General features: G+C 64.7%; 24 protein-coding genes and 1 pseudogene. 15 read left to right on the top strand and 10 right to left on the bottom strand.

The features are described from left to right. From L6637_RS40500 to L6637_RS40515, 4 genes and pseudogenes are all read left to right on the top strand, one after another. A pseudogene (locus tag L6637_RS40500) lies at positions 1-100 on the top strand (chemotaxis protein CheW); the annotation flags it as partial. 72 nt (positions 101-172) lie between these two features. After that, positions 173-538: a response regulator gene (locus tag L6637_RS40505; RefSeq protein ID WP_007600538.1), complete on the top strand. Its 366-nt coding sequence runs from the start codon at positions 173-175 to the stop codon at positions 536-538. Positions 539-613: 75 nt separating this feature from the next. After that, entirely contained in the window at positions 614-1,810 is a 1,197-nt protein-coding gene (locus tag L6637_RS40510; protein WP_237867198.1) for a protein-glutamate methylesterase/protein-glutamine glutaminase, read from the top strand. After that, positions 1,807-2,679 (top strand): CheR family methyltransferase, encoded by an 873-nt coding sequence (locus L6637_RS40515; RefSeq protein ID WP_237867197.1) that lies wholly within the window; start codon positions 1,807-1,809, stop codon positions 2,677-2,679. Before L6637_RS40510 ends, L6637_RS40515 begins: the two co-directional genes overlap by 4 nt. 57 nt (positions 2,680-2,736) lie before the next feature. Here the strand turns inward: L6637_RS40515 and L6637_RS40520 are convergent, their stop codons facing one another. Next, positions 2,737-3,897, bottom strand: coding sequence for a glutathionylspermidine synthase family protein (locus tag L6637_RS40520; protein WP_237874215.1), 1,161 nt, complete (start codon positions 3,895-3,897; stop codon positions 2,737-2,739). A 5-nt stretch (positions 3,898-3,902) separates the two neighbouring features. After that, a complete protein-coding gene (locus L6637_RS40525) occupies positions 3,903-4,133 on the bottom strand; it encodes a hypothetical protein (protein WP_237874216.1) in 231 nt (76 codons plus the stop codon). A 771-nt stretch (positions 4,134-4,904) separates the two neighbouring features. Between L6637_RS40525 and L6637_RS40530 the strand changes: the two genes are divergently transcribed. Further along, on the top strand, positions 4,905-7,826 hold the full coding sequence (locus L6637_RS40530; RefSeq protein WP_237874217.1) for an NHL repeat-containing protein: 2,922 nt from the start codon (positions 4,905-4,907) through the stop codon (positions 7,824-7,826). A gap of 15 nt (positions 7,827-7,841) precedes the next feature. Beyond that, positions 7,842-8,156, top strand: a complete 315-nt coding sequence (locus L6637_RS40535; protein ID WP_237867190.1) for a hypothetical protein — start codon at positions 7,842-7,844, stop codon at positions 8,154-8,156. A gap of 104 nt (positions 8,157-8,260) precedes the next feature. On the opposite strand, the gene L6637_RS40540 is transcribed toward L6637_RS40535, so the two are convergent. The 6 genes from L6637_RS40540 to L6637_RS40565 form a co-directional block, all read right to left on the bottom strand. Continuing rightward, a complete protein-coding gene (locus tag L6637_RS40540) occupies positions 8,261-8,527 on the bottom strand; it encodes a hypothetical protein (protein WP_237867189.1) in 267 nt (88 codons plus the stop codon). A gap of 16 nt (positions 8,528-8,543) precedes the next feature. Then, complete coding sequence (locus L6637_RS40545; protein ID WP_237867187.1) at positions 8,544-8,801, bottom strand: hypothetical protein; 258 nt, start codon at positions 8,799-8,801, stop codon at positions 8,544-8,546. 16 nt (positions 8,802-8,817) lie between these two features. Continuing rightward, complete coding sequence (locus L6637_RS40550) at positions 8,818-9,081, bottom strand: hypothetical protein (RefSeq protein ID WP_237867185.1); 264 nt, start codon at positions 9,079-9,081, stop codon at positions 8,818-8,820. A gap of 41 nt (positions 9,082-9,122) precedes the next feature. Next, the gene (locus L6637_RS40555) at positions 9,123-9,380 is read right to left on the bottom strand and encodes a hypothetical protein (RefSeq protein WP_237867184.1); all 258 of its coding nucleotides are present in this window, start codon (positions 9,378-9,380) and stop codon (positions 9,123-9,125) included. Between the two features lie 104 nt (positions 9,381-9,484). Then, the gene (locus L6637_RS40560; protein WP_237874218.1) at positions 9,485-9,898 is read right to left on the bottom strand and encodes a hypothetical protein; all 414 of its coding nucleotides are present in this window, start codon (positions 9,896-9,898) and stop codon (positions 9,485-9,487) included. 17 nt (positions 9,899-9,915) lie between these two features. Then, complete coding sequence (locus tag L6637_RS40565; RefSeq protein WP_237867182.1) at positions 9,916-10,320, bottom strand: DUF350 domain-containing protein; 405 nt, start codon at positions 10,318-10,320, stop codon at positions 9,916-9,918. Positions 10,321-10,596: 276 nt separating this feature from the next. On the opposite strand from L6637_RS40565, the gene L6637_RS40570 reads away from it, so the two are divergent. Continuing rightward, positions 10,597-12,414: a CHAT domain-containing tetratricopeptide repeat protein gene (locus L6637_RS40570; RefSeq protein ID WP_237874219.1), complete on the top strand. Its 1,818-nt coding sequence runs from the start codon at positions 10,597-10,599 to the stop codon at positions 12,412-12,414. 75 nt (positions 12,415-12,489) lie between these two features. Beyond that, positions 12,490-14,073, top strand: a complete 1,584-nt coding sequence (locus L6637_RS40575) for a hypothetical protein (RefSeq protein ID WP_237874220.1) — start codon at positions 12,490-12,492, stop codon at positions 14,071-14,073. Positions 14,074-14,160: 87 nt separating this feature from the next. Here the strand turns inward: L6637_RS40575 and ctrA are convergent, their stop codons facing one another. Further along, the gene (gene ctrA / locus L6637_RS40580; protein ID WP_008138878.1) at positions 14,161-14,862 is read right to left on the bottom strand and encodes a response regulator transcription factor CtrA; all 702 of its coding nucleotides are present in this window, start codon (positions 14,860-14,862) and stop codon (positions 14,161-14,163) included. Between the two features lie 445 nt (positions 14,863-15,307). Here ctrA and fliI point away from each other — a divergent pair, with 445 nt between their 5' ends. The 6 genes from fliI to L6637_RS40610 all read left to right on the top strand — a co-directional run bounded on the left by fliI (position 15,308) and on the right by L6637_RS40610 (position 21,777). Continuing rightward, positions 15,308-16,633, top strand: coding sequence for a flagellar protein export ATPase FliI (gene fliI, locus L6637_RS40585; protein WP_237867178.1), 1,326 nt, complete (start codon positions 15,308-15,310; stop codon positions 16,631-16,633). 133 nt (positions 16,634-16,766) lie between these two features. Next, complete coding sequence (gene fliJ / locus L6637_RS40590) at positions 16,767-17,186, top strand: flagellar export protein FliJ (protein WP_128953708.1); 420 nt, start codon at positions 16,767-16,769, stop codon at positions 17,184-17,186. Positions 17,187-17,507: 321 nt separating this feature from the next. Continuing rightward, complete coding sequence (locus L6637_RS40595) at positions 17,508-18,053, top strand: sigma-70 family RNA polymerase sigma factor (RefSeq protein WP_237867177.1); 546 nt, start codon at positions 17,508-17,510, stop codon at positions 18,051-18,053. 37 nt (positions 18,054-18,090) lie between these two features. Next, entirely contained in the window at positions 18,091-19,260 is a 1,170-nt protein-coding gene (locus tag L6637_RS40600; RefSeq protein ID WP_237874221.1) for an anti-sigma factor, read from the top strand. A gap of 217 nt (positions 19,261-19,477) precedes the next feature. Further along, positions 19,478-20,437: a helix-turn-helix transcriptional regulator gene (locus L6637_RS40605; RefSeq protein WP_237867172.1), complete on the top strand. Its 960-nt coding sequence runs from the start codon at positions 19,478-19,480 to the stop codon at positions 20,435-20,437. A 119-nt stretch (positions 20,438-20,556) separates the two neighbouring features. Beyond that, positions 20,557-21,777, top strand: a complete 1,221-nt coding sequence (locus L6637_RS40610) for an NAD(P)/FAD-dependent oxidoreductase (RefSeq protein WP_237874222.1) — start codon at positions 20,557-20,559, stop codon at positions 21,775-21,777. 20 nt (positions 21,778-21,797) lie between these two features. Here the strand turns inward: L6637_RS40610 and L6637_RS40615 are convergent, their stop codons facing one another. Further along, positions 21,798-22,721 carry a LysR substrate-binding domain-containing protein gene (locus tag L6637_RS40615; protein WP_237874224.1) on the bottom strand — a complete coding sequence of 308 codons (924 nt, stop codon included), beginning with the start codon at positions 22,719-22,721 and terminating at the stop codon, positions 21,798-21,800. A gap of 125 nt (positions 22,722-22,846) precedes the next feature. On the opposite strand from L6637_RS40615, the gene L6637_RS40620 reads away from it, so the two are divergent. After that, the coding region (locus tag L6637_RS40620) for an alpha/beta fold hydrolase (protein WP_237874177.1) at positions 22,847-22,950 on the top strand (104 nt) is incomplete at its 3' end.

Consider the following 22,950-nt stretch of genomic DNA (forward strand, 5'->3'; position numbering starts at 1 on the left):
CAAGCTCGCCGGCGGCGTCCACCGTCTCGACGGCCAGCTCATGGTCGTCCTCGACGTCGACCGCGTGCTCGAGCTCGCGCCCGAGATGATGGCGGCCTGATACGCCGGCGCACCTGCCGACGTACCTGTAATTGGAAGTGCCCCGCAAAGGGGATAGGAAGCAGAGGTTCACATGCGAACTTGTCTCGTCGTTGATGATTCCAGCGTCATCCGCAAGGTTGCACGCCGGATCCTGGAAGGCCTCGACTTCCAGATTCTCGAAGCCGAAGACGGTGAGAAGGCCCTCGAGGCCTGCAAGCGCGGACTGCCCGATGCCGTGCTGCTCGACTGGAACATGCCCGTCATGGACGGCTACGAGTTCCTCGGTCATCTGCGCCGCATGCCCGGCGGCGACCAGCCCAAGGTGGTGTTCTGCACCACCGAGAACGACGTCGCGCACATCGCGCGCGCGCTGCATGCCGGTGCCAACGAATACATCATGAAGCCGTTCGACAAGGACATCGTGACGGCGAAGTTCCAGGAAGTCGGCCTGATCTGAGCGAACACCCGGAGGCTGGACGGGCCCTTCGGCGTTTGTTGTCAACTGAACCGTTTCAGTCTGAGTTGGTGAGTAATGAGTGTGGCGTTCGCAGGTAATTCGACCATGAGCCCGTCGCGTGAAGCCGGGCCGCTGCGGGTGATGATCGTCGACGACTCCGTCGTCATACGCGGTCTGATCTCGCGCTGGATCGGAGCCGAGCACGACATGGAGGTCGCGGCGTCGCTGCGCACCGGGCTCGAGGCGGTCAACCAGCTCGAACGCATCAACCCTGACGTTGCCGTGCTCGATATCGAAATGCCCGAGCTCGACGGCATCTCGGCGCTGCCGCAACTGCTGGCGAAGAAGCGCGATCTCGTCATCATCATGGCTTCGACGCTGACCCGTCGCAACGCGGAGATCAGCTTCAAGGCGCTGTCGCTCGGCGCGGCCGACTACATTCCCAAACCGGAATCGACGCGCGAGACATCGGCCGCCGATATCTTCCATCACGATCTGATCCAGAAGATCCGTCACCTCGGCGCGCGGCTGCGCCGCAAGCCGGCGGTTGCGAGCCCGCCGCTCGCGCCCGCGAGCCCTGCTGCACCGCTCGCGCGTGCGCCGGTTGTTGCGCGGCCTGCCGCGCCCGCGCCGGCTGCGCATGCCCCGTCGTCGGGTTTGCTCTCCACGCGTCCGTTCTCGACCCAGGCGCCGAAGGTGCTGCTGATCGGCTCCTCGACCGGTGGTCCGCAGGCGCTGATGGCGCTGGTCACCGAGCTGGGCCCGGTGATTGATCGCTTCCCGGTGCTGATCACCCAGCACATGCCGCCGACGTTCACCACCATTCTCGCCGAGCATCTGGCGCGTTCGAGCCGCAAGCCGGCCGCCGAGGCTGTCGATGGCGAGCCGGTCAAGCCGGGTCGCATCTATCTCGCTCCGGGCGGCAAGCACATGCGCGTCGTGCGCAGCGGCGCTGAGGCCGCGATCGCGCTCGACGATGGTCCCGCCGTCAATTTCTGCAAGCCTGCGGTCGATCCGCTCTTCACCTCTGCCATTGACGTCTGGCACGGCAACATCCTCTCCGTGATCCTGACCGGCATGGGCTCGGACGGTATGCGCGGCGGCAAGGACATCGTCGCAGCCGGCGGCAGCGTGATCGCGCAGGACGAAGCCTCGAGCGTGGTCTGGGGCATGCCGGGTGCGGCCGCCAATGCCGGCATCTGCGCGGCGATCCTGCCGCTCAACCAGATCGGCGCCAAGGTCAACCGCCTGTTCGCGGGAGACCGCACGTGACGCCCGCCGACTACGACTATCTGCGCAAGTTCCTGAAAGAGCGCTCCGGTCTCGATCTCTCGTCCGACAAGCAATATCTGGTCGAGAGCCGCCTGTTGCCGCTGGCCCGCAAGGCCAGCCTTCCTGGAATCCCCGATCTCGTTCTGAAGATCAGGAATGGTGATGGCCGCCTTGCGACCGATGTGGTCGAGGCCATGACCACCAACGAGACCTTCTTTTTCCGCGACAAGATCCCGTTCGATCATTTGCGCGACAGCATCGTGCCCGGCCTGATCCAGGCCCGCGCCGCGCGCAAGTCGCTGCGGATCTGGTCGGCGGCCTCATCGACGGGGCAGGAGCCCTATTCGATCGCGATGTGCCTGAAGGAGATGGGTGCCACGCTCGCAGGCTGGCGCATCGAGATTGTCGCGACCGACCTCTCGCAGGAAGTGCTGGAGAAGTGCAAGGCCGGCGTCTACAGCCAGTTCGAGGTGCAGCGCGGGTTGCCGATTCAGCTGCTGATGAAATACTTCACGCAAGCGAGCGACGTCTGGCAGCTCAACGCCGACGTCCGTGCGATGGTGCAGTTCCGCCAGCTCAATCTGTTGCAGGACTTCTCCCATCTCGGCACGTTCGACGTGATCTTCTGCCGCAACGTGCTGATCTATTTCGATCAGGACACCAAGGCCATGATTTTCGAGCGCATGGCGAAGGGGCTGGAAGCCGACGGCACACTGCTGTTGGGCGCTGCGGAATCCGTCGTCGGCATCACCGATGCGTTCCGCCCCGCCTCCGACCGCCGCGGGCTCTATCAGCTCAATCCGGCGCGCTCCGGCCGGGCGATGGGTGGCTTGATGCCGCAGCCACTGAAGGTCGCCGCGGCGCGGTGAACTTCTCCTCGTCATTCCGGGCTCGCGACTTTGTCGCGCCTCCGGAATGACAGAGTCTCACAAAATCGCATGCGGCAGGAACCGCGAGCTGTTGCCCGTGATCGGGCTCTCGTCCTCGCGGATCGAAAGCCCGCAGGGCTCATGGCTCACCAGCCAGCTTCCGATCACCGGATAGACGCCGGAAAAATTCGGCAGCGGCGATAGCGCCTGGCGGACAAAGCCTTCGGCGCCGTAGGGACCTGTGTGTTCGTCGAGCGACGTCCCGCCCGACACCAGCGTGACATTGGCGCCTTCGCGCGACAGCAGCGGCTTGCGGACATAGGAGCTGCCGAGCTCGGCGGCACGCGGATCATCCTCGAAGAACGCCGGCAGCAGATTGGGGTGGTTCGGAAACATCTCCCACAACAGCGGCAGGATGCCCTTGTTGGAGAGCACGGCCTTCCATGGCGGCTCGATCCAGCGCGTCGGTGCGCCCTTGAGCTTGGCGCCGAAAGCGTCGTGGAACATCCACTCCCAGGGATAGAGCTTGAAGACCAGCTCCATGTTGCGGTTATCGAGGTCGACGAAGCCGCCGCCCTCATCGCGCCATCCGATATCTTCAATGTCGAGCAGCGTCGTGGAGAGGCCGGCCTGGCGTGCGGTGTCTTCGAGATAAGCGAGCGTGCCGGCGTCTTCCTCGTTGCCGGTGGTGCCGGTGAGGTGCAGATGCTCGCCTCCGGCAATCTCCTTCCACGCTGCGATCAGCCGCTCGTGGATCGAGTTGAACTGATCGGCGCGCGCGGGGATGATACGCCGCTCGATCGCCTGCTCGAGCCAGGTCCATTGAAACACCGCGGCTTCGAAGATCGAGGTCGGCGTATCAGCGTTGTACTCGAGCAGCTTTGCGGGCGTCTCGCCATCAAACTTGAGATCGAGCCGGCCGTAGAGGCTGCGGTCGTCGCGTTCCCAGCTCTCGGCGATGAGGTCCCAAAACGCTTCCGGAATCTTGAGTCGCCGCAAGTGCTGCTCGTCGCCGATCACGCGGCCGGCAAGCTCGAGGCACATCGCATCGATCTCGCCCGTCGGCGTCTCGATGTCGCGCTCGATCTCGTCGAGCGTGAAGGCGTAATAGGCGCGCTCATCCCAATAGCGTTCGCCGTCGATGGTGTGGAAGTCGAAGCCGCATTGTTCGGCGGTCTGTTGCCAGTCGTCGCGCTCGGGACAGCTGATGCGCTGCATGATTGCTAGCCGCCGCCATGTCCATGGCCGTGGCCGCCGTGACCATGGCCGTGAAAATGATGCAGCGTGCCGCCGAACCCGCCATAGACCGGACGGCAATAAGGCCTCCCATCGATGCCGGGTACGGCCTCGAGACCCGGGCCGCACACCGGCTCGCGGCGCACGAATCCGAGTGAGACTGCGCCGACTGTTGCACTTCCCATCATTGTGAGGACGACCCGTCGCGAACGTTTCATGATTTTGCGGCCCAGCCTCCGATTCCCGGTGTCGTCGGAGTTTCCGTCACATGCCCGCGTGGAGACAAGCGAAAGCCGCACGTCTCACGGCATCGTGCGGCATTGTCAGGTCCACGGAGACGAATGTCAGTACGTTCGTCCGGGCTGGAGCGTCGGCGTGGGCGCGCGGGGCGTCACCTTGAGCCCCAGCGGAGGACGGGCAAGACTCGTCGGACCGATGCTCGACGGCTTGACGGTCGGTACGTTCCTCTTGTGGATCTCGGCATGACCGTATGAGCCGACTCCTCCGCCGCCGGATGATCCTCCGGCGTCCTGGCAACTGCATGATTTATTGTACCATTGCCCGGTCTTTGCATCATACCACGCGCCGTTTTCTTGAGACGTCGCGTAGGTGGTGCACTGCCAAAGCTGGCCTCCCGGGCAGTGTCCCTTCGCTGCGTGAGCTGCAGTGGGGATGGCCACAGCAGCACACATGAGAACTGTACGGATCGCGGCGGCGAACGTTGCTTTTTTCCCACGTTTCATGCGCTGGCCCTCGTGAACTCAAACAAGAATGCCTGCACCGGCCGGCCGCGCGTTGATGCGTGTCAACGGCGAGGGGGCTTGTTCGGTTCTGGTTCGGCATTGTCGGGATACCGTTGAAGGTTTGATCGTGGGGGTCCTCGCGTTCTCGGCTCAATTTGAAAAGGAGGCATTTGTTGATCCCGCTCAATCCCGCGCCGGTGCGATCGGTTTCAAATGGATGTGGTCGTTTGAATGGGATTCTCGCCGATGCAGATGCGTGTGCCCCACCCGATTCCGTCGGAGCAAGGTCATCGCGGAGATCGCAGGAGGTGGCTGCGCGCGGTGGTGTTCGCCGCATTGTCGTTCGGCTCGCTTGGCTGCGGTGAGGCTACGGCGCAGTCTGCCGGCATCGTTGCCAATGGCAACGCGATTGTCACGGGATTCTCGGGCGCGATCCCGCCGGTTATGATCCCGCCTGGTACTGATCCCGTCGATAAGATGTTCATCGACCTCAACGGGCCTTCAGCGCGCGTGCTCGATCTGCAGTCGCCGGGTGCGCCTCCGCAGGCGCAACTGCTGACGGCGCCCAAACCCTTCACGGTCACCGCCGCTCAAACCGGCCAGCTGTTTGGTGTCGCGCTCGACAACGCAACGCCGCCGGACGTGTTCGTCGCTGCAACGTCGGCTTACGGCTTGCCGATCGTCGTTCCAACGGGAGCCGCCCAGTTCGCTCGCGCCAAGCAGGGTGCACCCAATGCCGCCTTTATGCCGGGCCTGTTTGGACCCGCGCAATTCGGCAGCGGTCCCGGCTCGATCTGGCGGATCGATGGCACCACCGGCGAGGCCCGCCTGTTCGCCAACGTTGCGCTAGACGGCGCCGCCAATCCCGGTCCGGCGCTGGGCGGGCTTGCCTTCGATGCCGCGTCCAACACGCTATTCGTGGCCGACCGTGCCACGGGCATGATCCACGCATTCGACTCCACGGGAACGGAGCGCGCCCGCTATGACCATGGTGTGCAAGGGCGTAGCGCGGCCGGCTTGCCGCCGGTGCCTTACGATCCTTCGGGACATCTCGATATCTCGAGCCCGAAGTTTCGTACTGGCGATCCCGCGACCTGGGGCTATGCCAATCCACAGCGCCTGATCTTCGGTCTCGCTGTGCGCAACGGGCGTCTGTACTACGCCGTGGCCAGGGATCTTCAGGTCTGGTCGGTTTCGATAGCGCCAAAATTTGGCGCCGAACCGCGGCTCGAACTCAGCGTTGCGCCGGGGGCTGGTCCGAGTGAAATCGCCAAGATCGCGTTCGACGATCAAGGGCGCATGCTGCTCGCCGAGCGCGCGGCGCCGAGCGGCGCCTACGACTTCAACGCTCTGACGGTTGACGCCACCGGCCGCGTTCTGCGTTATTTGCCGGCGCCGCCCGACACCGCGGGGCCGCAATGGCAGCCGCAGGCGGACGAATACGCGGTCGGCTTCGCGCGGCAGATGCGCAACGGTAATGGCGGCGTCGCCGTCGGCTTCGGTTACGACGACCAGGGCCGCATCGATCGCGCTGCCTGCGGCCAGTTCTTGTGGTCCACCGGCGAGCAGTTGCGCAACTCGAGCGACCCGGCGGTCGCCTCCCAGCTCGCGGCCGGTGGTCCGGTCGAAGTCAACGGCCTCCAAGGCAACGACATCCTGGCCGTGCGGCCTGCCAATGTGCCGCCGTGGCAGAGCTATTTCGCCGACTATGATGATCAGTTCCAGGACTCGATCGCGCGCGGCCATCTTGGCGACGTCGCGATTGCACGCGTCTGTGGGCAGATCGGATTCAATCTGCCGGGCTGGTATCGGCCGCGCGTCGAAATCTTCCCGGGATTTTTCTGGCTGCGCGTGCACGGCAAGAAGCCGCCGCTGCTCGACTGCCCGCCGGGCTCCGGCAACCAGTGCGCCTGCCCGCCCGGCACGTCGCAACAGCCGGGCTTCCAGTGCTGCCCCTTCGCAACCTACCCGGGGCCGAACGGGACGTGCACGTCGCCGTGTCCGGATGGATCGACCGATCCCGCCAAGTTGGAGCTTTGCCTGCAAGGTTTCGATGCCGGCAAGTTCGATCCCAACGATTGGTCGACCTTGGTCTGTCTCGACGGCTCGAAGCCCGTGCACGATGCCAACGGTTATCATTGCCCGGTGTTCAAGTCGCCGGTCTGTCCTGTGGGCTTCGAGCCCGACCCGTCGGCCAAGTTCTTCGGTTGCAAGCCGACAGCTCAGGAAATGAATTGCGAGACAAAGATTGATCAGTTCAATCAGATCGGGCTCGACGGCAATTGCCATCAGCTCTGCCCGTCCGGTTCATGGGCGTTCGTGGCCAACCAGTGCTGCCCGGATGGTACGCTGCCCGGGCCCGATGGCAAATGCGGCAAGCCGCATCAGCCGACGTGCCCGCCGGCACAACTGACGTCGAAAGGCATCTGCTGCGCGCCCGGCTCGACACCGCAGCCCGATGGCACCTGCAGGGCAAAGGAGCCATGTCCGCCTCAGCAATTGACCGTGAGCGGCCAGTGCTGCCCAGCGGGCTCTGCGCCGCAGCCGGACGGCACTTGCCAACCGCCGCTCAAGCAGGGATGCGCGGCCGAGCAACTGACGCCTGACGGTACTTGCTGTCCGGCCGGGACGAAGCCGCAGCCCGACAATAGCTGCAAGCCGCCAGTCAGCTGTCCGTCAGGCACGACTGTCGATCCGGTGACCGGCCAATGCTGCCCGCCCGCCACCGCAGTCGCCGGCACGAAAGCGGCCTGCACGTGTCCGACCGGACAGATGCTGATCAACGGAAAATGCACGTCGGATGCAGGGCCGACGGGATGCTTCGCCGGCTATGTGAAGTTGCCGAACGGCTCGTGCTGCCTCGCCTCGCAGGCGACAGCCGGCGGGCAGTGCTGTCCGGCCGGCCAGAAGCCCGATGCCGACAAACGCAATTGCGTGCCCGCGGGCGGCGCGACATTCGCGCCCGGCAAGTCTTTCGTTCCGGCGCCGGTTGTCGTGCCGTCCGGCAAGAGGGGCAAGGCGGTCAAGCCGTCGCGGGTGCGTCCGCCCGGCGTTGCGGTGCCGCCGCCGCCCCCGCCGAAGTTCGTCGTGCCGCCCAAGCGCTTCACGCCGCGACCGATCGTGCGGCCGACACCGCTCCCGCGCGTTCGCGGGCAGATTGAACGGTAAAGGAGAAAGCTCGTCATGCGTGGAACGTTCATCGCAGCAATTGCGGTCGCCAGCCTTTCCTGCGCGGCCACTTGGAATGCGTCCAGCGCTGCAAGCTCGGTCGCGGCGGCAGGCCATTCGGTCCAGGCCGGTGCGGAGCAGACCGTGACGACCCATGCAAATACCAAGAAGAAAACCAGGCGGACAACGGTCGAGCGCCAGCCCATCAATTGGCTCAATCCGCAGCCCGAGCCGCCGCGGCCGGCCGGCAACAAGCCGATCCAGGGCGGCAACTGGCTGAACCCGCAGCCGGAGCCGCCGCGGCCGGATACCGCGAAGAAACTGCATTAGAGGCGCGCGCCGCGATAGCAACGTCGCGAGGAGCTGCGCGATGATGTGCCGAATCGAAAAGAGCGCGACGGCGTTGCCATCGCGCTCTTTTCGTTTGCGTCCGCTCAGTCGTTGGGCCCGGGCGCCTTGTTCGGCTTGGCGGTCGGGACGTTGTGCTTGTGAATCTCGGCCTTGCCGCCGCCGCCGCCGCCGGAGGTCGAACTGCCCGGCATGTTCTGGTGCGGCCTCTCACAATGGCACTGCGGCGGACGATTCAGTGGCGTCGGCTCGCAAACCGTCACCAGACCGGAGGGGCAGGGTCCCGCTTCGGCGGCAACCCGCAGCGATGCCAGCACGATCAGGCCCAACGCCGATGTCATCAAAATACGCATCGTTGCACCTCGATGTTCAGTCGTTGGGACCGGACGACTTGTTCGGCTTTGCCGTCGGAACGTTATGCTTGTGAATCTCGGCCTTGCCCTGGTTGCCCCAGGGCGCGTTGCCGCCCTGCGTCTGCTGAGGCTCGCAATGGCACAGCGGCGGCCGACCGGGCGGGGACTGCTGGCAAACCCGGACCCAGCCGGCTGGGCAGGGCCGGGCTTCCGCGGCAACGGACAGCGATGCCAGCGCGAGCAGGCCAAGGGCCGATGTCATCATGATACGCATGATTGCACCTCCACGTTCAATCATTGGGGCCGGGCGCCTTGTTCGCCTTCGCGCTCGGCACGTTCTTCTTGTGAACGTCGCCGCCACCGCCGCCACCACCGCCCCAAGTGGTGCCCGGCGGATAGTCGCATTTGCACGGCATCGGACGGTTCGGCGGTCGGTCCGGCGGTTGCGGCATGCACGTCAAAACCATGCCGGGCGGACAGGGACCGGCTTGAGCAGCGGCTGATAGTGACGACAGCGCGAGGAGCGCCAGCGCGGAACTCATCAATGGACGCATCGTTTCACCTCTCGATTGGCTGGGGCATTGTCGGTCCACGCTCAGTCGTTGGGACCGGGCGACTTGCCTGGCTTCACCGTCGGCACGTTCTTCTTGTGAATCTCGGCCCTGCCGCCCCAGGTCGGGCTGCCCGGCGGACCTTCACAGCGACACCACGCCGGCGGGCCGCCGGGGGGACGGGTTTTCGACGGCGGTGGACAGACCTGAACGGTGCCGGGCGGACAGGATTCCGCTTTCACGCCGGCCGTCAACGACACCAGGGTGAGGAGGGCGATCACCGACGTCATCATCGTACGCATCGTTCACCCCGATCCTTGTCGCCCTGCGGGCGCGTGATCATCAAGGACAGGATACCGAGCGCGCGGTGGTCACGATTTGACGTGTCTCAATCTCGTGCGCGGCTTTAACCGCGGCCCGAGAATCCGAAGGCGTGCGCGAACGAGCCGAAGCCGCCGCGCGTGACGCCGCCGGAGCCTCCATCGGACGAGCTGCCCGATGAAGAATGACTTGAGGAGTCGCTGCTGTAGAAGCTCGATCGCGACGACCAGTGCGAGCCGCCGCCCGAAGAACCGCTGCCGCAATTGGTGCCGGTCTGCGCTGGCGCCGTCGCCCCGGGGACTGACGTCCCGGGAGGCGCGGGATCGCAGTTCCGACGCGGCGTCAGCGTGAAGGCGGTGGTACCGACCGCGATGGTCCCCATCACCAGCAGAGCGACATGGCCCGAGCGCTTCACCGGCTCCCGCGGCGGTAGCGGCAGATCCGCCGGCAGGCGTGGCCGGCGCTTGCCGAACTCCTGGCTTGGAGGTTTGTTGGCCATGTCACTTCGCTACCATGTCAGTAGATCATGCAAGCGGCATTCAAAAGGCCCGCGGCAAGCGAGGACAGCCCGAGCCAGATGGCGGGCGCGAGCTCACCCGCAGCGATCCGTCCCGACAGGTTAGGTACCGGGACCTTGACGATGTAGAACACGGCGACCTGCACGATCAGCGCGATGAAAGCCCAGACCATGCAGTCCAGCACATTGGCCGAATGGGCGATCGCGCTGAACAGCGGCGCCACGAAGCCGAGCAGGCTGAGGCCGAGCGCAATCGCAGCGGCAGGGTCGTTGTCCCGGATCAGCTGGAACTCGTTGTGTGGCGTGATCCGCGTGTAGACGAACAGATATGCCACTATCGCGATCAGCCCGGTGCAGAAATAGACCAGGAAGGCGGGCAGGCCGGCGAGCGATTGCAGGATCATGAGGGGAGGTCCGACGGTTGCGGCGCGAATTCTGGCACGATCGCTTAGTCGCTGCAGCAGGCGGGCAGGTTCGATCCCCAGAAAGAACCGGCTCCGCGTGCGTCCGAGGCACCGCACAAAAATTCGGGCCGCATGAGACATGCTTCACAAATGCGTCTCGAGGTTGTGTGTGATAGTCTGAGGCATTGTTTGGCGGCCGCCCGTCATTTTTTGATCGGCCGCGCTCATTCGAGGGATGCTTCGTTCAGATCAAGATCTTGTTGAGTGAGGCTCAAAATGCCCGTTGCCGAATACGAAGATTTCGAACTCGAGATCGGCTCCGATCTGCCCGTGGGTGGCGGCCCTCAGCAATATTACGGTCGGGTCGTCAGGTCGCCGGCCGGCGAGGCCCCGAAGACCCAGGTGAAGTTCTGGTTTTCCGCGCCGGGCGAACTGGCCAAGCTGCGCGGTGAGCTGGAAAACGCCGTTCTCGAGATCGACGACAAGAAAACCCAGGGCCCGACCACGCGCGGCGAGCAGGTGCTGCGCGATTTCGGCCGCGGCGTGTTTCGCAGCGTCTTCACCGACGTGCCGTCGATCCAGCGGATCTACGAGCGCAGCAAGGGCGCGGCGCAGGATCTGAGGATCAAGCTGCGCATCGAGGCCGCCGACCTTGCCGGACTGCCGTGGGAATATCTCTACGATGAAGACGACATGCCCGGCTTCGTCAGCCTGACGCGCCCCATCGTGCGCTATCTCGAGACCGCGGGCGGCGTCGGCCGGATGGGCGTCAAGGGACCGCTGCGCATCCTCGGCATGATCGCCGATCCCTCGACCAGCGAATGGCCGAAGCTCAACGTCGTCAAGGAGCGCGACCGCATCAACAAGGGCATCGACGCGCTCCAGCACGCAGGCAAGGTCGATTTCCAGTGGGTCCCGGGCGGGAGCGGCAGAGACCTGATGAAGAAGCTGCTGGAAGGCGAATGGCACATCTTCCACTTCATCGGGCATGGCGGGGTCGAGGAAGCCTTGCCCGGCGCCGGCGCCAGCGGTTTCGTCGTCATGGTCGACGAGGACGGCAAGCCGGTGAAGAAGTTCGCCTCCGACCTTGCGATGATGCTGACGGGAGCACGGCGCAGCATGCGCCTGATCGTGCTCAATTGCTGCGAGAGCGCCAGGATCAACGTCGGCGACCGCTTCGGCAATCCGGCGATCGGCTTGATGAAGACCGGATGGCTGCCCGCCGTCGTGGCGATGCAGTTTCCGATCACCGACAATGCCGCGATCTCGATGTCGGAAGGGTTTTACGCCGCGCTCGCCGGCAACCGTCCGATCGACGATGCGGTGACGCTCGCGCGCAAATTCATCCAGGAGAAGTCCCGGGTCGAGTGGGGAATCCCCGTCCTCTACATGCGCTCGCCCGACGGCCGGATCTTTGACGTCGAAGCGCCGCAGCCGCAGCTGGCCCCGCCCGAGGCGGTGCGTCCCTCAAAGGAGCTGCTGCGGCAGCGCCGCGATGAATTCATGGAGGCGCTCGCCGAGAGTCCAGCCACGATCGAGGCGCTGGAGGAGCTGACGCGGCGCGGACAGGAACTGCACGGCCTCCTGGCAGACGATGCCGAACTCTCGGTTCGGCTCGCAAAAGTCTATTTCGATCTCGGTACGCTCCAGCACAAGCAGAAGCTGATCTCGAAAGCCGCCGCGAGCTTCGCCTACATGCTCAAGCTGGACCCTGCGAAGCCCGAATATTTCGTGCGGAGAGCCAATTTCAACGTGACGGTCGGTCTCTACGAAAATGCGCTCGGCGACATCACCGAAGCGATCAAGCTCAAGCCGAACAACGCGGAGTTCTACTGGATCAAGGGCATCGTCAGCATGACGGCCGCCGGCACCGACGACAAGCGCGGCTATGTCGAGGAGGCGATCAAGGCGTTCGGCACCGCGATCGCAACCAACGAGAATGAGCCGAAATATCTGGTGTCGCGCGCCAATGCCTATGCCCAGATCAAGGACGCGGTGAAGGCCCAGAATGATATGGACAGCGCGATTGCGCTTGCCCCCGACAATATCGATCTCCTGGTCCAGAAGGCCAAGATGGTCGCCCAGGCTGCCTGATTTTCACGTGGGTCGCCGGATGCCGCTGTGTCCGGCGCGCCTTTCAACAGCGAACCCTAGCAATAGGAGTTCATCGTGCCGCTCGCTCAAGTCGTCGATCCCTTGAACGCGATCCTCGAGTCCTTCGGCGGACCGCTTCTGGTCGTGCTGTTCTACTGGTTCCGCTTCCATACGATGAAGGGCACGCGCTCGTTCACGACGCGGCCGCTGTTCCTGTTCGGCCTCGCCGTCTTCATCACGCCGTTCCTGGTGATCTACGCCATGCTGCCCGACAAACTGTCGCCGCTCGCGTCGGTCTGGCTGCTGATGTTCGTCTGGCTCATTCCGGTGGCGCCGAAGGCGTGGCGCAAATTCTGCCAGGAGCTGGCCGGCATTCCCGTCAGCGCGCTCGCGCTGCGCGAGGCGCTGGCCGCAGCACCGTTCCAGGTCGGGCCGGACGACATGCCGAGCATTCAGCGCAAGCTGTCCAGGGTCGGCTACCAGGTCGATGATTTCCGCGCCACGCAATCGACCGCGATCCAGTCGCGCTTCCTCAAGATTTCCACGCTGATGCTTCATCTGGAGCGCTGGGCCTCCGAACATGAGGCCTTCATGGAGCGTAACTCCGATCTCTATGCGGAGCTGCTCGCGGTCTATGACGCGCTCTGCTTCCGCACCGTCCGCGTGCTCAAGAGCAGCGCCGAGATCTACGGTGCGATCATGGAGGACAGCCATGTCGAGCCTGACGACTGGCAGGCGCTCGACCAACTCTCGACCCGCCACACCGTGGTCAGCCAGCTTCAGCTCGCCGCCCAGACCGCAGCGGGGTGCATGCTGGAAGATTTGCGCAAGGACATGGATTCGCTGCTCAACAATCTCTTGCTGTTCGCCGCGCGCGCATCGCTCGCCGGCGAATGGACGTTTGCCCGGAGCCGGCGCAGGCTTGGCGCAATCGGCTTCACGCTGGAGCCGGCCCCCCCAGGCATCGCGAAGTTCGTCGCGGTCGCGGCGGGCTTCGGTTTCGTCTGGTGCCTGGCTTGGCTGGTCGGGTCCGGCAAGATCGTGCACATGCCCGGCAACCAATCTGTCGCCATGATGCGGACGCTGCTGATGACGCCGCTGTATCTGATCGTGAACTTCTGGCTGGTCTACTATTTCAAGCGGCAATACGCCTTCGCGAACGAGAACATCTTCGGCCGGCTGCCTGTCGGCTTCATCCTGACGGTCGGCCTCTGGGGCGCGCTGATCCTGTTCCCCGTTCAGGCCGCGTTCGACTTCTACCAGTTTCCGCAAAGGCCCTATCTCGACGTCGTCCTGCACGAGCTGCCGGTTCTGATCTTCCCCTGGGGGATCGCCGCGATGGCGGCGCTGCTGGTGCAGGATTCGACCTGGGGCAAGCGGTCGCGCAAGACGCGGCGGATGCGCGATGGACTCGTGTTCGGCGTTGGCATGACGGTAATGCTGTGGGTGCTGCTGGCGATTCACAAGGTCAGCCCGATGCCGGTGATGGATGTCGTCGACAACATCTCCGGCTGGACGTTCGTCTGGTCCTTCGTGCTGCCGACCTTCGCCTTCGGCTTCACCATCGGCTACGCATTGATGGCCTGGCTGCGGGAGGCCGCCTCGCGGGTGCCGATCAAGAGCCCGGTGATGGCAAGTCCTGTGCTCGCCAGCGTCTGATCAAGCTCCCAAAAACAAAACCCCGCCATTTGCGGCGGGGTCCAGGCTGGGAGGAGCAAGCCCCAAAGGGCTTGCGACGTAAGCGGATCAGGCGGGGATGCGCTCTTCGTGCTCGTGCGGCTCGCGCAGCACGTAGCCGCGGCCCCACACGGTCTCGATGAAGTTGCGTCCCTCGGAAGCGTTGGCGAGCTTCTTGCGGAGCTTGCAGATGAAGACGTCGATGATCTTCAGCTCGGGCTCGTCCATGCCGCCATAGAGGTGGTTGAGGAACATTTCCTTGGTCAGGGTGGTACCCTTGCGGAGCGAGAGCAGCTCCAGCATCTGGTACTCCTTGCCGGTCAGGTGCACGCGCTGGCCGCCGACTTCGACCGTCTTGGTGTCGAGGTTGACGACGAGGTCGCCGGTCTGGATGACCGACTGGGCGTGACCCTTGGAGCGGCGCACGATCGCGTGGATGCGGGCAACCAGCTCGTCCTTGTGGAAGGGTTTGGTCATGTAGTCGTCGGCGCCGACGCCGAGACCCTTGACCTTGTCCTCGATGCCGGCGAGGCCGGAGAGGATCAGGATCGGTGTCTTGATCTTGGAGACCCGAAGCTGCTTGAGCACGTCATAGCCGGACATGTCGGGCAGGTTGAGGTCGAGAAGGATAATGTCGTAATCGTATAATTTACCGAGATCGACGCCTTCTTCCCCCAAATCGGTCGTGTAGACGTTGAAGCTCTCAGACTTCAGCATCAGCTCGATCGACTGCGCGACGGCGCTGTCATCTTCAATCAGCAAAACGCGCATGCCAGTTCCCCATAGTCGCCGCTCCTGGGCGTCAGGTCGGCCGCATTCGCGGCACTCAACAAAACGCCTTTGAACAACTGATTCGGATCCTGACAACAGATGGTTAACAAATCCTGATTCTGGAACGCAAGTCCCCCCGGTGCAATTTTTGTCGAATCGCCCTAAGGTCTTGCGCGTGAAGCAGCTTTCGTTATCCGGCTCCGTTCAAGTTCCACTTTAAGAGACGGGCCTAACCGACTCCCGCGACTCAGCCTTCTTCTGAAGGGGAGCCACGCTCAGTCACAAAGACAGTGACGCAATGATTAACGATGCGGGTAAACACGAAGTTAAGCGCCGTTCAGAAATGTGGCGAAATTTAAGGGTTTCCCCGTGAGGGCCCGGATATCGAAGGCGAGCAGCTTGATGAAGGCTCTTGTGAAAGCGCGCTCTTGATGAAAGCTGCTCTATGAAAGCTCTTGCCGAACAGATCGGCGATATCGACGGCATCAATATCTATGGCCGCGTGGTCGGCGTTCGCGGGCTGATGGTCGAGGTGGCCGGCCCGATCCACGCGATGTCCGTCGGCGCGCGCCTGGTGATCGAGACTGGCGCCAACCGTTCCATTCCTTGCGAGGTGATTGGCTTCTCCGGCAGCAATGCGGTGGTGATGCCGTTCGCTGGCCTCGACGGTGTGCGTCGCGGCTGCAAGGCCGTCATCGCCAATGCCGCCAATCTGGTGCGTCCGTCGCCGGCCTGGCTTGGCCGCGTCGTCAATGCGCTGGGCGAGCCGATCGACGGCAAGGGGCCGTTGCCGCAAGGCGCTTCCCCGATGCCGTATCGCAATTCGCCGCCGCCGGCGCATTCGCGCAAGCGCGTAGGCAGCCCGCTCGATCTCGGCGTGCGCGCCATGAACACTTTCCTCACCTGCTGCCGCGGCCAGCGCATGGGCATCTTCGCCGGTTCCGGCGTCGGCAAATCGGTGCTGCTGTCGATGCTCGCGCGCAACGTCGATGCCGCCGTCAGCGTCATCGGGCTGATCGGCGAACGCGGCCGCGAGGTGCAGGAATTCCTGCAGGACGACCTCGGTGAAGAGGGCCTCGCGCGCTCCGTCGTCGTGGTTGCGACCTCCGACGAGCCGGCGCTGATGCGGCGGCAGGCGGCGTATCTGACGCTCGCCGTCGCCGAATATTTTCGCGACGAGGGCCAGGACGTGCTCTGCCTGATGGACTCCGTGACGCGCTTTGCCATGGCGCAGCGCGAGATCGGCCTGTCCGCCGGCGAGCCGCCGACCGCCAAGGGGTATACGCCGACCGTCTTCACCGAACTGCCGAAGCTGCTGGAGCGCGCAGGCCCGGGCCTCGGAGAGGGCGCCATCACCGCGATCTTCACGGTGCTGGTCGACGGCGACGACCACAACGAGCCGATCGCCGACGCCGTCCGCGGCATCCTCGACGGTCACATCGTGATGCAGCGCTCGATCGCCGAGCGCGGCCGCTACCCCGCCATCAACATTCTCAAATCGGTCTCCCGCACCATGCCGAAATCGGCCGATCCGCAGTTCTGGCCGGTCATCCAGAAGGCGCGGGCGGTGATGGCGACCTACGCCGATATGGAAGAGCTGATCCGGCTTGGCGCCTACCGGGCGGGCTCCAGCCCCGAGGTCGACGAGGCGATCCGCCTGCACGAGCCGCTGGAAGCCTTCCTGCGCCAGCGCAAGGACGAAAATGCCTCGCTGGCCGACGGCTACCGCCAGTTGGCGCAAATCCTCGGTAATTTGGAAACGGAACGCTAACTTTGTCCCGTCATCATCCCTTCCCACAGAGTAGCAGAGCCGGTCTTGGCCTCGACGGGGCCAGTGGGGAGACCGGTGTCGTCCCAATGTGTGTATGTCTTGCAGCCAAGGGACTTCTGGGGAGTACGAGTCGATGAAGTCACGTGATACCCTCATCCGCCTGAAGAAGTTTCAGGTCGACGAGAAGCGCCGCCGGGTCGCCCAGATCGAGTCCATGATCGCCGACTTCCAGCGGATGTCGACCGATCTCGATCGTGAGATCCAGACCGAGCAGGACCGCGCCGGGATCAACGACCCCGCGCATTTCGCCTATCCGACCTATGCCAAGGCCGCCATCCAGCGCCGCGAGAACCTGACCCGCTCGGCCGACGAGCTGAAGGGCCAGCTCGAGGAGGCCAAGGCCGCGCTCGGCGAGGCTTTCGAGGAGCTGAAGAAGGTCGAGCTGCTGGACGAGCGTGACCAGGCACGCGAGCGCGCCGAGGAAAATGCCCGCGAGCAGGCTGATCTCGACAGCATCGGCCTGATGCGCTCCCGGATCGGCGCCGTCGCGTAAGCGGCGGCCCGCGATCAAAACATCCAAGAATTTGCGAGCCCGGACCCGCAAGGTCCGGGTTTTTGCGTGTCCTGTCCACAGCGCGGCGCGCCGCCTCTTGGTGACGGGCTTGGCCGCGCGCTATGGTGGCGGGAATGAATGGTGTGCCAGCGACGGCGGTGTCCACCTCTCCCTTCGGGAGAGGTCGGCGCGGAGCGCCGGGTGAGGGGTTACGGTCTCCCGTTAGCCCTCCGCCCCCTCACCCGATTTGCTGCGCAAATCGACCTCTCCCCGTCGGGGAGAGGTGAAGAGAGGCGACGGGGCCGCGCGTTGGGGGGCTGAATGCTGACGCCAGCAGAGCTGGTCGGGCTGATTGAGGCGGTGTCGAGGCGCGATCAGGCCGCGTTCGAGCGCCTTTACGCTGCCACGCGCGCGAAACTCTATGGCGTCGTGCTCCGTATCTTGCGCCGACAGGATCTCGCAGAGGAGGTCATTCAGGAGACCTACGTCAAGATCTGGAACAGTGCCGGCCAGTTCAATTCGCAGCTGTCCTCGCCGATCACGTGGATGGCGTCGATTGCGCGCAACCGCGCCATCGATATCGTCCGCAAGAAGACCGAAGTCTCGATCGAGGAGGAGCCGCAGGCGATGGAAGTCGCTGCCGACAGTCCCGATCCGCTGGCGCGCCGGGAGATGTCCGAGGAGCTGAAGCGGCTCTTGGAATGTATTGGCCGGCTCGAGCCGGACCGTCAGCGGCTCGTGCTTCTCGCCTATTACAACGGTTGGAGCCGCGAGCAATTGGCGGAGAAATTCGCAGCGCCCGTCAACACGGTGAAGACGTGGCTGCGGCGCAGCATGCTGGATATCCGGGAGTGCCTCGGACTGTGAGGACTTTGATCATGAGGGTGGTGTTGGACTGCAAGTGATGGCCTACAGCGAGGACAATATCGCGCTCGCCGCGGAATATGCGCTCGGCACACTCGATGCCGACGAGCGTGTGCAGGTCGCGACCATGATGGCGGTGGACCAGGAGTTCGCCGCGATCGTGCAGGCCTGGCAATTCCGGCTCGGGGTCCTCAACCAGATGGTCGGCACGATCGAGCCGCGGCCGATCGTGTGGGAGAACATCAAGCGCGAGATCGCACAGACGATATCGACGCAGGATTCGTATCAAGATTCGGAGCGAGACTCGCTCGAGGCCCCGCCAGTGCTGGTGGATGCGCCGCCACCGCCATTGCCGGAGCTTTCGTCATCGGAGCTGTCATCGCCCAAGTCTTCAACTCAAGAATCTTCAACTCAAGAATCTTCAACTCAAGAATCTTCAACTCAAGAGCCTTCAACTCAAGAGCTTTCGTCTCCGGAGCAGCCATCGCAGCAAGCTCCTTTGCCGGACGTGCAGCCGCCGGCGCCGCCTCAATCCGACTCCGATGTCATCCCAGACATCGCCCCGCAATTCATTCCGCAGACCCATGCGCCCGACCCGCGCATTGTCCCTCTGACGCAGGTGCCGGTCGCCGATGACACCAAGGTGATCTATCTCGAGAGCCGCGTGAAGCGCTGGCGCACGATCGCCTCCGCCGTGGGCGCGCTCGCGGCCGCGCTGCTGGTGACGCTGTCGCTGCAGATCCTGTCGCCCGATGCGCTGCCTGGCGCGCTGCGGCCCGCGCCGCGCATCCAGACCGTCGAGGTCAAGACACCGCCGGCGCCGTCGTCCTTGCCCGCGCAATATGTCGCGCTGTTGCAGGGCCAGAGCGGCGGCCCCGCCTTCATCCTCACCATTGATGGCGCGACCAAGAACTTCACGGTGCGCAAGGTCGGCGCGACGCCGGAGCCGGGCAAGAGCTTTGAGCTCTGGCTGATCTCCGACAAGCTGCCGCGCCCGCGCTCGCTTGGTGTGATCGGCGCCGGCGACTTCACGGCACGTCCGGTGCTCGCCGGCTACGATGCCGACGTCGTCAATGGCGCGACCTACGCCATCACCGTCGAGCAGCCGGGCGGCTCGCCCAGTGGCCAGCCGACCTCGGCGCCGGTGTTCTCAGGCAAGCTGATCGAGACCGTGCCGCCGTCCCAGCCGCAGGTCCCCGCGAAGAAATAGCCCCCGCCGTCGGAGCCCGGATTGCGCTTCGCTCCATCCGGGCGACGCACGCTCAACCGCCAAACCTGTCGCCAGGGTCCATTCTGGCCGTCGCAATTCGACAAGTCCGGCCAAATCCGCGTTCGATTTGAACCTCCGTCCATTCCGCGGCGTCAAATGCCCGGAATTTGCAGTCGGCACGGCTGATCAAGGGTGCCGGGAAGGGGCTAGAAATCAGATGGATGCAGCCAAGCCGCCGGGCATTCTTATCCACCAATATGCAGGCCTGCCGCAGGGGCCTGCGTTCGAACAATGGCGCGACCGGGCCCTGGGGGCCTGCGGCCTCGAGATCGGGCCGAGCCATGGCGACAGCATCGACTGCCGGTTGCAGGTCAGCGCGGTCGACAACATCACGCTCGCCATTCCCGAAGGCGCCTCCGCGCAATATTCGCGCACCCAGAGCGGCCTCGCGGACGGCAGCGACGACCTCGTGCTGATCGCCGCTCATGCCGGCCTCGTCAACGTCAGGCAGAACGGCCATACGGTCGACCTTGCGCCGGCGCAGATGGTGCTCGCCGACATGAGCATCACCGGCAGCGTCGGTCATACCGACGAGAACCGTTTCACCACCATCCGCATGCCGCGCCGCGCGCTGCTCGACATCAATCCCCGCGCCGAGGACAAGCTGTCGCAGGCGCTGTCGGACGGCGCCGTCGCCGAGACCATCTTCCGTTATCACGCGCTTGCTGCGCATCAGGCACCCCATCTCGACGCGGTCGGCCAGCGCCTGACCGCCCAGCACATGGTCGATCTCGTCGGCCTCCTGCTCGGCACCGATGCCGAGCACGCCGCGCTCGCGCGCGGCCGCGGCCATGCGGCGGCCCGTCTCGATCTCATGCGCGCCGACGTGATGGCCGCCCTCGGCCGCAACGATCTCTGCCTGTCCGAGGTCGCCACCCGCTCGGGTCTCAGCCCGCGCCAGGCGCAGCGGCTGTTCGAGCAGGCCGGCACCACCTTCACCGAATTCGTGCTGGAGCAGCGCCTGCTGCTGGCGCGCAAACTGCTCGGCGATCCCCGCGCGCGGGCGCGCAAGATCAGCGACATCGCGCATTCCTCGGGCTTCTCCGATCTGTCCTATTTCAACCGCGCCTTCCGCAAGCGCTTTGGCGCGACGCCGTCGGAACTGCGCGAGGCGTGAGCCCCCGGATTTTGTGCAGCGGCGCATCGCGGCTGCATTTGGTCGATCCGTCTGAATGAGCTATATCTGCCCGCGCGGGGCGGACCACCGGATCCCTGGAAGCAGCGAAGTCAACGGACATGGCGCGTATCGTCGTGCTCGGCGCCGGGTTTGCGGGCCTGTGGGCGGCCATCGGCGCCGCGCGCCTGCGCGATGCGATCGGTGATGCCGGCCGCGATATCGAAATCCTCCTCATCGACCGCAACCCCTATCACAATATCCGCGTGCGCAATTACGAGGTCGATCTTAGCGAGGTCGCGCTGCCCCTTGCGCAACTGCTCGACCCGGTCGGCGTCATGCACGGGATCGGCGAGGTCCAAGCCATCGACCCCGTGCGCCGCGAAATCTCGCTGGTCGCGAGCAGCGGCAAGGAGACGCTGGGTTACGACCGCCTCGTGCTCGCGCTCGGCAGTGAAGTGATGCGTCCTGAGATTCCGGGCCTCGCCGAGCACGCATTCGACGTCGACAGCTATGCCGCGGCGCTTCGCCTCGAGGGGCATGTCACCTCGCTCGGCCGCAGCGCGCCGTCGCCGGGACGATCGACCGTCGTGGTGGTGGGCGCCGGCTTTACCGGCATCGAGGTTGCCGCCGAAATGCCGGAGCGCTTGATGCGCGCCGGCATGACCGGCAGCCGCCGCATCATCCTGGTCGATCCCAATCAAGCGGTTGGCGCCACGATCGGCGAGCACGCGCGGCCCGTCATCGAGACCGCCCTATCGTCGCTCGAGGTCGAGACGCGGCTTGGCGTGCGCGTCGCCTCGGTCGAGGCCTCAGGCGTTCGCTTGAGCTCGGGCGAATTCATCCAGGCGCAGACGGTGATCTGGTGCGCCGGTATGCGCGCGAGCCGGCTAACCGAAAACTTTCCCGGCGCGCGCGATCGGCTCGGGCGACTTCTGGTCGACCCCTTCATGCGCGTCGCGGGTCTGCCCGGAATCTTCGCCGCCGGCGACGTCGCCTCCAGCGTGGTCGATGGCCTGCATCCGACCGTGATGTCCTGCCAGTTCGCCCGTCCCATGGGCCGCTTCGCCGGCCACAATGTGGTGGCTGATCTGGCCGGTCAGCCGATGCTGCCGCTGCGGATTGACTGGTACGTCACCGTGCTCGATCTCGGCGATTGGGGCGCGCTCTACACCGAAGGCTGGGATCGCGAGGTGCGGACGACCGGTCAGGCCGCGAAAGCGACCAAGCGGACCATCAATCGCAAGCGTATCTATCCGCCGCTGACAGGCAGCAAGGACGATCTGTTCGCCGCCGCCGCGCCGACGGTGCAGGCGCCGCCGCCGACCTACGGGGCCCCTTAGCAGACGCCCAACCCTGCCGGTTATTGAGCTTCAACATAGCGGATGATGCTCTGGTTCTGGACGTTTGCCACCAGCTCATCCGCGCGGGACAGGAGACGACGCAGCAAAGGCGACGGATTTGTCCTGTTATATCCCAGCGCCAGATCGACCGTTGGCGTGCCGCCCTCGAGCGCTCTGGCGACGACATTCGGTGCCAGCATGTTCTGCGCATAGAGGGGGACGAGGCTGATCCCGCCCGTGGAAGCCACGAGCGACATGGCCGATGATATGTTTTCGCCTTCATACTTCGCCTTGAGGGTAATGCCGACCCGGGATGCGTAGTTCTGTATGACCTCCTGCAGAACCGGCGAGGTTCTTGCCGAGCTGACATAGATCTCGCGGGCGAGATCCTGCGGACGAATCTTCTTCCGTGATGCCAGGCGGTGCTCGGCGGGCAGCACGGCGATCAAGGGCTCCTTCGCCAATATCTTGAAGACCACGCCCTCGTTGTCTTTCTCGGGGCGAAGGAAGGCGATGTCCAGCTTTCCCCGCATCAATGCGAGCGCGAGTTCTGGCGACGATTGCGTGCTGAGCGTGACGTCGACATCGGGGGCTTCCTCGCGGAGGATGCGCAGCAGCTGGGGGAGCCACATCACCTCCAGCCCGACGAGAAAGCCCATCGAGAGGACGGGCCTTTGCGGTTGCGCCGTCTGCCGGGCGCCTTCCGTTGCGGCCTCGACCTGCAGCAGCGCCAGCCGCGCATGATCGAGAAACACGCGTCCGGCGGCGGTCAGCGTCACGCCGCGCGCCTGGCGCTCCAACAACTGAACGCCGATCTCGGCTTCCAGATCGCGGATCTGCCGGCTCAACGATGGCTGGGAGGTGTGCAGGCGCCGCTCGGCGGCGGTCAGCAGGCTGCCTTCTTCGGCGACGGCAACGAAATAGCGCAGATGCCGGAGCTCCATGATCCCTCGTATATCTTCCAGGCATAGCTCGAAGCGTACAAGGTCTTGGTCAACGGCCAAAGCGGGATTTACCGTTTCGCGGTCTCCAACCAACAAGTGTCTAACAGCGCAGATGGAATGACTCGATGCCCACGATCACGACGACAGACGGCGTAAACATCTTCTACAAGGACTGGGGCTCAGGCCAGCCGATCGTTTTCAGCCACGGCTGGCCGCTGACAGCGGACGA

Origin of the sequence: Bradyrhizobium zhengyangense (assembly GCF_022012435.1) — a bacterium.
Classification (GTDB): Bacteria; Pseudomonadota; Alphaproteobacteria; order Rhizobiales; family Xanthobacteraceae; genus Bradyrhizobium; species Bradyrhizobium zhengyangense.